Annotated in this window: 8 protein-coding genes; 1 reads left to right on the forward strand and 7 read right to left on the reverse strand. The window is 71.6% G+C overall.

Annotated features, from left to right (window positions below):
* Entirely contained in the window at nucleotides 1-1,704 is a 1,704-nt protein-coding gene (locus tag O4U47_RS02805; protein ID WP_270675901.1) for an ABC transporter substrate-binding protein, read from the reverse strand.
* Nucleotides 1,705-1,968: 264 nt separating this feature from the next.
* Between O4U47_RS02805 and O4U47_RS02810 the strand changes: the two genes are divergently transcribed.
* Nucleotides 1,969-2,988 carry a LacI family DNA-binding transcriptional regulator gene (locus O4U47_RS02810; protein WP_270675903.1) on the forward strand — a complete coding sequence of 340 codons (1,020 nt, stop codon included), beginning with the start codon at nucleotides 1,969-1,971 and terminating at the stop codon, nucleotides 2,986-2,988.
* Here O4U47_RS02810 and O4U47_RS02815 read toward each other — a convergent pair.
* The 6 genes from O4U47_RS02815 to O4U47_RS02840 form a co-directional block, all read right to left on the reverse strand.
* A complete protein-coding gene (locus tag O4U47_RS02815) occupies nucleotides 2,979-3,983 on the reverse strand; it encodes a glycoside hydrolase family 5 protein (RefSeq protein WP_270675906.1) in 1,005 nt (334 codons plus the stop codon). The genes O4U47_RS02810 and O4U47_RS02815 overlap by 10 nt on opposite strands.
* Before the next feature lie 192 nt (nucleotides 3,984-4,175).
* The gene (locus tag O4U47_RS02820) at nucleotides 4,176-5,192 is read right to left on the reverse strand and encodes a hypothetical protein (protein WP_270675908.1); all 1,017 of its coding nucleotides are present in this window, start codon (nucleotides 5,190-5,192) and stop codon (nucleotides 4,176-4,178) included.
* 95 nt (nucleotides 5,193-5,287) lie between these two features.
* A complete protein-coding gene (locus O4U47_RS02825) occupies nucleotides 5,288-7,990 on the reverse strand; it encodes a glycoside hydrolase family 3 C-terminal domain-containing protein (protein ID WP_408638917.1) in 2,703 nt (900 codons plus the stop codon).
* A 238-nt stretch (nucleotides 7,991-8,228) separates the two neighbouring features.
* The gene (locus O4U47_RS02830) at nucleotides 8,229-10,208 is read right to left on the reverse strand and encodes a glycoside hydrolase family 31 protein (RefSeq protein ID WP_270675911.1); all 1,980 of its coding nucleotides are present in this window, start codon (nucleotides 10,206-10,208) and stop codon (nucleotides 8,229-8,231) included.
* A gap of 43 nt (nucleotides 10,209-10,251) precedes the next feature.
* Complete coding sequence (locus O4U47_RS02835) at nucleotides 10,252-11,070, reverse strand: carbohydrate ABC transporter permease (RefSeq protein ID WP_270675913.1); 819 nt, start codon at nucleotides 11,068-11,070, stop codon at nucleotides 10,252-10,254.
* Entirely contained in the window at nucleotides 11,067-11,990 is a 924-nt protein-coding gene (locus O4U47_RS02840) for a carbohydrate ABC transporter permease (RefSeq protein WP_270675915.1), read from the reverse strand. The genes O4U47_RS02835 and O4U47_RS02840 overlap by 4 nt, the downstream gene beginning before the upstream one ends.
* Between the last annotated feature and the right edge of the window lie 6 nt (nucleotides 11,991-11,996).

Here is an 11,996-nt window from a genome sequence, read left to right on the forward strand (position 1 = left end):
TCAGCCGCTCACGGGCTCGATCTCGGTGAGGGTGAGCACCGCGCCCATCTGGTTGTAGTTCCGCCACGTCGTGGGGAACCAGTGCGGCGTGCCGGAGGCGTCCGAGGGCCAGTTGGTCCACACGGACTCGTTGACCTGCGACCACAGGCCGTTGTACCAGAGCGGGATGATCGGCATCTCCTCGAAGTGGATCTCCTGGAGCCGCGAGGTCAGCTCGGCGGTGCGCTCGGTGTCCTCGACGTCGACCCGGGCCAGCTCCTCGGTCAGCTCCCACGCCTCCTCGTTCTCGTAGCGCCCGAAGTTGACCGTGGTCTGCTGCTCCTGGACCGGCAGGCGGAACATGTAGTCGTAGTAGGTCCACGGGGTGTTGCTGATCTGCCGCTCGTTGTTGAAGAGCAGGTCGAAGTCGCCGGTGGCGCGGGCGTCCTGGAGGGCGGCGTCGTCGGGGAACTCCACGGTGAGGTCGATCCCGGCCTCGGCCGCGCTCTCGGCGACGATGTCGGCCGCCTCCATCCAGTCCGTCCACCCGGACGGCACGATCAGCTCCAGCGCGATCGGGTCGCCGTCGGGCGTGGTGAACATGCCGTCGGCGTTCTCGGAGTAGCCGGCGTCCTCCAGGATCGAGCGGGCCTCCTCGGGGGCGTGCGAGAAGCCCTGGTCCTCCACGAGGTCCTGGTCGATGTACTGCTCCCAGGCGGGGAGCAGGCCGGTGGGGTCGGCCGGGGCGACGATGCCGCCGTAGGGGCCGTCGGCGATGGCCTGCGGGTCGACCGCGTGCGCCAGCGCGCGCCGGAACTCCGGGTCGTCCATCGGCTCGCGCTCGGTGTTGGGCACCAGCCAGGTGGTGTTGGCCGAGAGCATGTACGGCGGCTCGTCGTAGTAGGAGGTGATCTCCGGCGACGACTCCAGAGTGCGGTCGATGCCGGGGAGGAAGTTGTTGCTCAGGTCGATCTCGCCCTGGGTGAGCATGGTGAGGGCGGCGTCGTTGGTGGAGTTGACGATGTCGACGATGTACTCGGGCTTCACCTCCAGGTCGAGCTGCTCGGTGGCCCACCAGCCGTCGCGCTTGGCCCACACCATGCGGTCCTGGCCGTGGGACTCGTAGGCGTAGGGGCCGGTGCCGACCGGGTCCTCGTTGGGGCTGTCGACGACTTCGCCGTCGCTGCGCTCGGACCACACGTGCTCGGGCACGATGGCCTCGTTGTAGAGCCAGTTGGCCCACTCCTGGCGGCGCGGCTCGGAGAAGGTGAACTCCAGCTCGCGCTCGTCCACCACCTCCACGCCCTCCAGCCAGTCCCACAGGTTGCTGTAGGGGACGGCGTCGATCTGCCCCAGCTCGACGGTGTAGGCGACGTCCTCGGCGGTGAACGCCTCGCCGTCGGACCACTCGATCCCGTCGCGGAGGGTCAGGCTGTAGGTGTCCTCGCCGGTCCACTCGCCTTCCTCGGCCAGCCAGGGCCGGTACTCGTCTTTCATCGGGTCGTAGAGGAAGAGCGGCTCGTAGACGTAGCCGACGGTGCCGGTGGCGTACTGGGACTTGGCGAGGGGGTTCCAGGTCGAGGGCGGGCCCCACTGGGTGCCGCTGGTGTAGAGGGTCTGCGCGCGCGGGTACCCGCCCGCGCCGTCGCCGCCGGAGGAGCAGGCGGCGGCCGCCAGTACGACCGCCGCCAGGGCGGCCGGGAGGGCTCGTGCTCGGGATGCCATGCGGTTCTCTCCCTCCCGCGCCTCCGCGGCGCGAAGGTGGTGGACCGGGAACTTAAGCGAATAAGTTCATCGAACGGAAACACGGTCGCCGTGTGACCGTCAACACAGGCAATGGAATGCGTTATCCGGCTGTGACGGGAAGGGTGGCCTTTACTGGCCGCTACGCTTGACACTTAACCGATTCAGTGATCATCTGGGGCAGGTCAGCGGCCGGGCGCCGTACCATCAGGGCGTCCGGGGCGACCGACGAGCAGCGGGGGCGGGATGAAGCGGCCGACCATCGCCGACATCGCGAAGGCGACCGGTGTGTCCACCGGCGCGGTCTCCTATGCGCTCAACGGCCGCCCCGGGGTCTCCGAACCCACGCGCCGCCGCATCCTCGACGCCGCCGAGCAGATGGGGTGGGCGCCCAGCAACACGGCGCGCGCGCTCGCCGAGGGCCGGGTCGGCGCCTTCGGGCTCATCATCGACCGACCCGCCCCCATGCTCGGGGTGGAGTCGTTCTTCATGCGCTTCATCGCCGGCATCGAGTCGGAGCTGGCCGACACCCGCACCGAACTGCTCCTGCGGGTGACCGACGCGCCCGAGGCCGAGATGGAGGCCTACCGCCGCTGGTCGGCCGAGCGCCGGGTGGACGGGGTGCTCATCGTCGACCTGCGCCGGGACGACCCCCGGGTGCGCTTCGTCCATGAGGTCGGCCTGCCCGCGGTCGTCGTCGGCGGCCCCGGCGGCGCTGCGGGCCTGCCCTGCCTGCACTCCGACGACGCGGAGGCCACCGCCGAGGCGGTGGCCTACCTGGCGGCCCTGGGGCACCGCCGGATCGCGCGGGTGGCCGGCCCGGAAGGGCTGCTGCACACCGAGGTGCGCTCGGCCGCCTTCACCGAGGCCGTGCGCGCCGCCGGAGGCGAGCCCCGCATCGTGCACGCGGACTACACCGCCGAATCGGGGGCCCGCGCCACCCGGCGCCTGCTCTCGGAGTCGCCGCGGGTCACCGCGGTGGTCTACGACAACGACCTGATGGCGGTCACCGCCCTGGGCGTGGCCCGCGAGATGGGGGTCGCGGTCCCGTCCGAGCTGTCCGTGGTCGCCTGGGACGACTCGGTGCTGTGCAGCGCGGTGCGCCCCGCGCTGACGGCGGTCGGCCGCGACATCGCCGGCCACGGGCGCCGCGCCGCGCGGATGCTGGAGGCCGTGGTCTCCGGAGCGGAGCCGCGGAGCGCGTCCACGGCCCCGGCGGAGTTCGTGCCCCGGGAGAGCACGGCGCGCGCGCCCGCTCACTCGTAGACGGTGGCCTCCTCGGAGGTCTCGGCGATGCCGTTCGGGCCGTTGAAGATGCGCTCGCCCCAGGGGGAGAGGCGCTGCCCGTCGAAGTCCTCGGCCATGTCGAGGTACTCCACGCCGCCGCTGTTGCCGCTCCAGGACCAGCCCAGGTAGCCGACCCCGCGGGCCTCGGCCTCGGCGAGGATCGCGTCCTCGTCGGGGTCGCCGTCGCTGTGCAGGTGGCCGAACTCGCCGACGATCAGCGGCAGGCCGTTGGCGGCGAAGCCGTCCATGTAGGAGGCGATGGTCCCCGCGTCCTCGTACACGCCGTACATGTGCACCGAGAACACGGTGTTGCCGTCGGGGTCCTCGACGTCCGGCGCCTGCTCCAGCATGATCCGCTGCCAGTCCTGGCCCCAGTTGGGCGCGTCGGCGACCAGCGCGTGGTCGAGCCCGGCCGCGCGCAGGCGCCCGATGGCGGCGCTCGTGTCCCCGGCCCACCCGGCGTTGGTCTGGGCGTCGTTGCCGTAGGGCTCGTTGCCGAGGTTGATGAGGATGTGGTCCTCCTCGCCGCGCAGCGCGTCGGCGACCCCGATCCAGTAGTCGGCGGCCTGGTCGAGCGTCGCGGCGGCGGGCTCCTCGCCGTAGCCGGTGGTGTCGTGCACTTCCAGCACGCAGATGAGCCGGTTCTCCTTGCACTCGCCGACGACCTCGGCGACCTCGGACTCGGGGGTCGGGCCCCAGCGCTGCCCGGAGCCGAGCACGACGCGCACGGTGTTGGCTCCCAGCGCCTTGATGTCGGCGAAGGACCGCCGCTGGTCGGGGTACCAGACGTGCGCGTGGTTGACCCCGCGCATGATGAACTCGTTGCCGTTGGCCTCGTAGAGGCGCCCGTCCCGGACGTGCAGGCCGACGGCCTGCGCATCCGCTGCGGTGTCCGCCGCGCCGGGCGCGGTGCCGAGGGTCGCCGTCAGGGCCAGTGCCGCCGCCAGGCCGGTCGCCGCCGATCGCTTTCTCATGGGCGTCTTCCTCCGTTCACGGGGATGACTTAAGCGGATAAGCAGCGAAACATGAGGGGCGGTGGGTGTCTACGGGGCCGCAGCGCGGATTTATCCGCCTGTGATGCGGTGGGAGCGGGGAGGAGGGGGAACGTACTGGTGAAGCGCCTTATTGCCCCTGTCGGTGTGATGTGGGCTACGGGGTGTGGCGGTCTACTCGCGCATCCGGGAGAGCTGATCGGCGGCCTCGGCGGCGACGACGGGGTCGGGGTCGTCCAGCAGCTCGCCAAGGGCCCCGGCCAGTTTGGCGTCGTCACCGCTCAACCGCTTCACGAGGTCGCGCACCGACGGGACCGCGCCCAGGCGCAGGTTCCGGTCCGGGGACGCCATCAGTCCCGTGAGCAGGGATATCCGGTCTTCGACCCGCTCGCCCAGACGCCTGTTCGCCATGAAGGCGTCGCTTCTCAGCACCTCGGGGTCGGCGCCTTCGCGTGCGTGGGCCTCCAGCTCCCTGAGGACGGCCTGGACGATGTCGGCGGGGAAGGCCTCCGGCGGATAGGAGCACAGCTCGGTCAGGGCTTCGATGCGCAGCCCCTTGTCGCCGCACGTCCGGGCGGCCTCCTCCAGCCATGCCCCGGCCTCGAAGGGGGCGACACCGTTGGACCGGCCGCGCAGGGCGGTGCGTCCCAGGCGGCCGATGGCCATGATGATGCCGAGCCGCGGGCCGAACTCGTCTTCGACCTCCCAGCGCTCGCGCAGAGCGGTGAACGCGAGGGCGCCGTCGACCTGCGGAGCCGTGAGCGCCAGGCACGCACCATTGCGCACGTACGGGTCGGCGTCGCCGAGGGCCCGCAGGAGGGCCGGCAGCTCGGCGGCGACGGCGCGCTCAGCGCGGGCGGGCTTGCCGTCGCCGCCGGGGTCGCCATCGCCCGGGTCGCCGTCGAGGTCGTTGAGCCACTCCGCCCCGCCGATCTCGGCGACCATCTCGATGACGCGCCAGCGGTCCGGGACCCCCTCCGCCGTGGCCGCCTCGGCCAGGAAGGGGACCGCCCTGACGGCGGCCTCGTGGATGGAGCCGAACTCCAGGAGCTCGATCTCCAGGGAGCCGAAGGAGTCCTCCCGGACCAGCGGGTCGGGATCGAGCAGGCCGCGTATGAGTTCGTGGATGTCCGCACCCCCGCAGCCGCTCTCCAGCGCACCCCAGTCGATGTCGTCCAGACCTTCGAACACGCCCGCCCCTTCCACCGCCCCTGACCCGCGACGCCCATGGGACGGGGGCTGCGGGGAAGTGGTTCCCCGCAGCCCCCTGCCCGGCGGGCGGACGCCTACTCCAGGCTGAACGAGCTGAGCCTCACCTCCCCGGTGAAGACCAGGTAGACGTCGTTCTTCTTGCCGCCCGGGGCCTTGCCCAGGTCCCCGGTGAACTCCTCGTAGTCGTACACGCCTCCGGTGGCGCCGATCGCGGCCTCGCCGATCTTCTCCCCGTCAGGGGCGCCGACGCGCACCTCCACGGCGGCCCCGCCCGAGACGGCGGCCGCGCGTGCGGTGAACATCGACGGCTCGGGGGACAGGTCCGTGCCGTCGAACGCGATCCAGTCCCCGGCCTTCGCCGCCACCGTGTCGCCCTCGACCTTGGTCTCGTCGGCGAGGGCGATGCCCGAGTAGCGGTCGAAGTCGGCCGCCCGGGTCTGCGCGGTCACGTCGCGGGCCGGGATCTTCTCGCCCTTGACCTTGATCTTCACGCTGTGCCGGATGTCGTCCGCCGACGCGCCCACCATCAGCTCGTGCTTCGCCTTCTCCACGGCCCACTCGCCGCGCGTCACGTCCCAGAAGCCCAGGTCCCGGGCGTCCACCGTGAGCTCGGCGGTCACCGTCCCCCCGGCCGGGACGCTCACCCGCGCGAAGTCGCGCAGCTGCTTGAGCGGCTGCTCGGTGCGCGAGTCGAGCTGGCGGGAGTAGAGCTGCACGACCTCCTCGCCGTCGCGGTCGCCGGTGTTGGTCACCGGCACCTTCACCGTCACGGTGCCGTCGGCGCCCACCTTCCTCCGGTCGATCTCCGGCTCGCCGTACTCGAAGGAGGTGTAGGACAGCCCGTGCCCGAACGGGTACAGCGCCTCGCCCTCGTAGTGCCGGTAGGTGTGCCCGGAGTGCTGGACGTCGTAGTCGCCCATGTCCGGCAGGTCGCCGGTGGAGCGGTACCACGTCTGGGGCAGGTGCCCCTGCGGCTCCTCGTCGCCGTAGAGCACCGACGCCAGCGCGTTGCCGGTCTCCTGGCCGGCGTGGGAGGTCCACAGCACCGCCGGGACGTTCTCCTCGGCCCACGGCACCGCCATCGGGTAGCTGCTCTCCACCACCAGGACGGTGTTCGGGTTGGCCTCGGTCACCGCCTCCAGCAGCTCCTGCTGGGCGGGCGGCAGCTCGATCTCCTCCCGGTCGTCGGTCTCCCGGCCGTTGATGAAGGGCATGTTGCCCAGAACCACGACCGCCGCGTCGGCGTCCGAGGCCGCCTCGACCGCCTCCTCGGCGCCGCTGGAGAGCACCTCCCGCTCGAAGACCGCCGCGTCCTCGACCGAGTCGGCCGACACCGACAGCCGCCCCTCGCCGTCCACGGCGATGTACTTGCGGTTCCACTCGTCGTATCCGGCGTACTTCAGCGCCACCCCGCCGTCGACCTCCTCGAAGCGGAACAGCTGCTGCACGAACCACCCGTTGGGCTGGTCCTGGTCGTTGTAGAGCCGGTTGCCCTCGCCCAGGCCGACGACCTTGCCGTTGGCGTCGGTGCGCAGGGTGACCACGCCCTCGCCCCAGTCGAAGACGGTGAGGGAGCGCGCGTCCCCCTCCCCGTCGCCGACCCGCAGCACGCCGCCCTCCTCGTCGCCGGAGGCGGTGACGTACCCGCCGTCGGCCTTCAGGGCGATCCGGTCGGCGCCCTCGCTGACGCCGACCGACCCGCCCTCGCCGAGGCGCTCGGCGATGCCGTCGGCGGGCGTGGAGCGGTAGGGCATGGTGCCGCTGTACCAGTCCTCGTAGAGGGTGTCGGCGAGCGGGCCGACCACCGCCACGTCGGTGTCGGCCCCGGCGTCCAGCGGCAGCGCCCCGTCGTTGCGCAGCAGCGTCATCTGCGACGTCGCGGCCTCGCGGGCCAGCTCCCGGTGCTCGGGGGAGTCGATCACGTCGGGGGTGATGTCGGAGTACGGCACCCGGTCCGGCGGGTCGAACTCGCCGAGCCGGAACCGCACGCTCAGGATGTGCCGGACGGAGCGGTCCAGGTCCTCCTCGCCGATCAGCCCCTGGTCGAGGGCGTCCTGGAAGCGCCCGACGGTGACGCTGGAGTCCTCGCCCTGGTCGGTGTAGCTGTCGATGCCCGCCTTGAGCATCGCGGCGTGCGACTCGGCGTGGTCGTCGTAGTAGCCCTGGGTCTCGACCACGTTGCCGGGGGCGAAGGCGTCGCTGACGACCATCAGGTCCGCGTCGCTCCAGGAGCGCACGTCGTTCAGCAGCGGGGTCAGGTGGGCGGGCCGCCCGTTGATGAGGTTGTAGGAGGCCATCACCCCGGTCGCATTGCCCGCCTCGATGGCCGGGCGGAAGGACGGGTAGACGTACTCGTTCAGCGCGCGCGGGGGGACCGTCACCGACAGCTGATCGCGCTTCTCCTCGATGTTGTATCCGGCGAAGTGCTTGAGCGACGGCGCCGTCTTCAGGTAGAAGTCGTCGTCGCCGCGCAGACCGCCGGTGTAGGCGGTGGCCATGTCGCCGACCAGGAGCGGCTCCTCGGAGTAGCCCTCCTCGTTGCGGCCCCACCGGGGGTCGCGCAGCGGGTCGACGACCGGCGCCCACACGTTGAGGCCGTGCGCCGCGGGGTCCTGGGCGTTGAAGCCGCGCATCTCCGTGCCGGTCACGTCGCCGACGCGCTCGACGAGACCGGTGTCCCAGGTCGCGCCGAGACCCACGGCCTGAGGGAACACGGTGGCCTCGCCCAGCCAGGCGACGCCGTGCAGGGCCTCGGTGCCGGTGCGGAAAGGGTCCATCCCCAGCCTGGGGATGGCGGGCTGGTACTGGTGCAGCAGCGAGACCTTCTCATCGGTGGTCAGGCGCCCCAGCAGATCGTCGATGCGCTCGTTCAGGGGAAGGCCGGGGTCGCGGAACGGGGGGTCGTCGGCCGCGGCGGGCGCCGCCCCGAGGGGCAGTGCGATCGCCGCGGCCGCCAGCACGGCCACGAGGCCGCGCGGGCGGGGGAGGCGGGGGATGGGCACGGCGGGTTCCTCCTTAGCGGGGGGTGCGGAGGGGCAGACGGGCCCCGTGGCGCGTCAGCACCGGGGCCCGGTCCAGGGGGGTGGCGAGGCGAACGGTGCGGCCGCCCGGGTGGACGTCGCCCGTCCACGGGTCGGCCCAGTCGGTGCCTTGGGGCAGGTACACGTCGCGTTCGCGGGCGCCGTACTCGGTGACGGGGGCGACCAGCAGGTCCGGGCCGAAGAGGAACTGCTCCTCCACGTCCCAGCACGCGGGGTCGTCCGGGTGGTCGACGAACAGCGGGCGCATCGGGGGCAGGCCGGTCTCGTGTGCGGTGCGCATCTGCTCCATGACGTAGGGGCGCAGCCGCTCGCGCAGCATCACCAGCTCGCGGAGGACGCCGTAGACCTCCTCGCCGTAGGACCAGATCTCGTTGGGGCCGCCGGACATGTCCGGGTGCAGCCGGTCGACGAACGGCTCGCGGAAGCCGTGCAGGCGGAACAGGGGGCAGAACACGCCGTACTGGAACCACCGGACCAGCAGCTCCCGGTACTCCGCGGAATCCTGGTCCCCGCCGTGGAAGCCGCCGATGTCCGTGGTCCACCAGGGGATGCCGGACAGCGCCGTGTTCAGGCCCGCGCGGATCTGCGCGCGCAGGGAGGGGAAGGTCGCCGCGATGTCACCCGACCACAGGGCCGCGCCGTAGCGCTGGCTTCCCGCCCACGCCGAGCGGCACAGGGTGACCACCTCGGTCTCGCCCTCGGCGAGCATGCCCTCGTAGAAGCCGCGCGCGTGCTCGGCCGGGTAGATGTTGCCGACCTCGGCGCCAGGACCGGCGTGGTAGCGCAGGTTCTGCGGATGGCCGGGCCTGATCTCCGGCTCGCACGCGTCCAGCCACCACACGCGGATGCCCAGGGAGTGGTAGTTGTCCCGGACCTTCTCCCACACGTACCGGCGGGCCTCGGGATTGGTGGCGTCGTAGAACGACACCTGCACGTGGCCGTCGACGCCCTTCTCCGCCCAGTCCGCGTGCACGGGCGGCCCCTGCTCGGTGGCGACCAGGTGCCCGGCGCCCATCATCTCCGTGTAGTTCTCGCTGAGCGGGCTGACCGACGGCCACACCGACACCATCAGCTCGGTGCCCATCTCCCGCAGCTCCCGCACCATGGCCGCCGGGTCGGGCCACTCCTCGGGGTCGAACCTCCAATCGCCCAGGTGGCTCCAGTGGAAGAAGTCCGAGACGATCACCGACAGGGGGACGCCGCGCCGCTTGTACTCGCGCGCGACCTCCAGCAGCTCCTCCTGGGTCTTGTAGCGCAGCTTGCACTGCCAGAACCCCGAGGCCCACTCGGGCAGCTCCGGCGCGTGCCCGGTCGCGTCGGCGTAGCGGGCCAGCACGTCGGCCGGGCGGCCTGCGGTGACCCAGTAGTCGATCTGCCGCGCGCTGTCGGCCACCCACCGGGTGCCGGTCTCGGCCAGCTCCACCCGGCCGATCGCGGGGTTGTTCCACAGCACCCCGTAGCCCCGGGAGGACACCAGGAAGGGGATCGTCACCTCGGCATTGCGCTGCACCAGGTCGACGACGGCGCCCTTCTGGTCGAACAGTCCGTGGGTGTGCTGCCCCAGGCCGTAGAGGCGCTCCCCCTCATAGGCGCGGAACCGCTGCTCGATGCGGTAGTAGCCGTTGCCGGTGGAGGTGAACGCGCGCGGCCCGGGCCACCAGAAGTGGGCGCGCTCTTCGGCGAACAGCTCCTCGCCGGTTCCGCCGCGCAGGAAGCGCAGCATCCCCGCCGCGTCCACCTCGACGGTGACGGCGCCGTTCGAGAGCACCGCGCGGTCGTCGGCGACCACCGTCTTGGCGTCGTGGTCCGGGCGCGGGCCCAGCGCTCCGGGCAGGCCGTCGGTCAGTCCGTAGAGACCGGCCCGCACGCGGACCGCGTCCCGGCCCCAGGCCTCGACCCGGACGACCTGGTGGCCGCCGCGCCATTCGATTCCCCCGTCGATCTCGTGGAACACGCGCTGTCCTTTCCGTAAGGCGGGTGAGGCAGGTGAGACGGTGTCAGTCCTTGAGAGCGCCGCCGGTGACCCCGGCGGCGACGTAGCGCTGGGCGACGACGAGCAGGACCGCCGCCGGTACGGAGGCGATCACGCCGGTGGCCATGACCCCGTTCCAGTCGGCGGTGTGCGCGCCGATGAACCGGTAGATCGCCACGGTCACCGGCTGCATCGCGTCGTCCTTGTTGAGGGTGACGGCGAACAGGAAGTCGGCCCAGGCGAACAGGAACGCGAACAGCCCCGAGGTGATGACGGCGTTCCGGCTCACGGGCAGGACGATGGAGACCAGCACGCGCAGCGGGCTCGCACCGTCGACCTCGGCCGCCTCGGTCAGCGCGCGCGGGATGGTCACCATGAAGGCGCGCAGGATGAGGACGGCGAACGGGACGGCCAGTGTGGAGTCGGCCAGGATCATCGCCGCGTAGGTGTTGAGGATCCCGGCGGTGTTCATGACCGCGTACAGCGAGTTGGCCATGACGATGCCCGGGATCATCTGCACCAGCAGCAGGGCGAAGAGCATGGTGCGCCCGCCCGGGAGGGAGAAGCGGCTCAGCGCATAGGCGGCGGGGACGGCCACCGCCAGCGTCAGCAGGACCGTACCGACGGCGACGACCGTGCTGTTCAGGAGCGCCCCGCCCTGCCCGGACAGCGCGTCCTGGTAGCCGTCGAGCGTTCCTCCCAGGGGAACCCAGCGCGGGGGCGTCTCCAGTAGCGCGGTGGACGGCTGCAGGGAGGCGTTCACCATCCAGTACAGCGGGAACAGCAGGACGCCCACGATGAGGAGCGCGGCCACCGTCGTGCGCGCGGACCGGGCCTTGGTCATCGTGCTCCCCCTTCGTCGGCGGTGCGGCCGGAGCGCAGGTAGACCAGGGCGAACGCGAGCGCGATGAGGATGAGGACGTTGCCCGCGGCGGCGCCCGTGCCGAAGTCCAGGTCGGTGAAGGAGATCTGGTAGGACCAGGTCGTCAGCGTGTGTGAGGCGTTGGCGGGCCCGCCGTTGGTGAGCACCATGATCACGTCGAAGACCTTGAGGGTGTAGACGAGGCCGAGCATCAGCACCACCGCCGTGACCGGGCGCAGCAGCGGCCAGGTGACGTGCCGGAAGCGCTGCCAGGGCCCGGCGCCGTCGAGCGCCGCGGCCTCGTACAGGTGCCTCGGGATGTTCTGCAGGCCGCCGTAGAGGATGACCATGTTGAACGGGATGCCGACCCAGACGTTCGCGATGGTCACCGACGCCAGCGCCATGTCGGTGCTGGAGAGCCAGGCGATGCCCTCGCCCCCCAGGGGCGCCCACCCGGTCAGCCGCTCCACGGCGCCGCCCAGCCCCAGGAGGGTCTGGTTGAGCACCCCGTACTCCTGGTCGTAGATCCAGCGCCAGACGGTCCCGGACACCACCAGCGGCAGCAGCCAGGGCACCAGCAGCAGCGAGCGCAGCACCCCGTTGAGCGGGAACCGGCGCTGGAAGAACACGGCCAGCGCCAGGCCGATGCCGAACTGGAAGACCAGCGATCCCGCGGTGAACAGGACGGTGTTGGCGAGGGTCTTCGCGAAGAGCGGGTCCCCCAGCAGCCGGGCGTAGTTCTCCAGGCCGGTGAAGGGCGCCTCGCCGGTGTAGAACGACGCGGCGGTGTACTCCCGGAAGGACATCCCGACGTTGGTGGCCAGCGGGTAGCCGAAGAAGACGGCGATGTACAGGGCGAGCGGCGCGAGGAAGAGGGCGCCTCTGAGCCGGTGCGAGGGCATCGGTGG

The sequence above is a fragment of the Nocardiopsis suaedae genome, from assembly GCF_027706745.1.
Classification (GTDB): Bacteria; Actinomycetota; Actinomycetes; order Streptosporangiales; family Streptosporangiaceae; genus Nocardiopsis_A; species Nocardiopsis_A suaedae.

Coding starts and splice junctions, on each gene's coding strand:
- O4U47_RS02805 (WP_270675901.1), bottom strand. CDS start 1,704: ATGGCATCCCGAGCACGAGCCCTCCCGGCCGCCCTGGCGGCGGTCGTA.
- O4U47_RS02810 (WP_270675903.1), top strand. CDS start 1,969: ATGAAGCGGCCGACCATCGCCGACATCGCGAAGGCGACCGGTGTGTCC.
- O4U47_RS02815 (WP_270675906.1), bottom strand. CDS start 3,983: ATGAGAAAGCGATCGGCGGCGACCGGCCTGGCGGCGGCACTGGCCCTG.
- O4U47_RS02825 (WP_408638917.1), bottom strand. CDS start 7,990: ATGGACCCTTTCCGCACCGGCACCGAGGCCCTGCACGGCGTCGCCTGG.
- O4U47_RS02835 (WP_270675913.1), bottom strand. CDS start 11,070: ATGACCAAGGCCCGGTCCGCGCGCACGACGGTGGCCGCGCTCCTCATC.
- O4U47_RS02840 (WP_270675915.1), bottom strand. CDS start 11,990: ATGCCCTCGCACCGGCTCAGAGGCGCCCTCTTCCTCGCGCCGCTCGCC.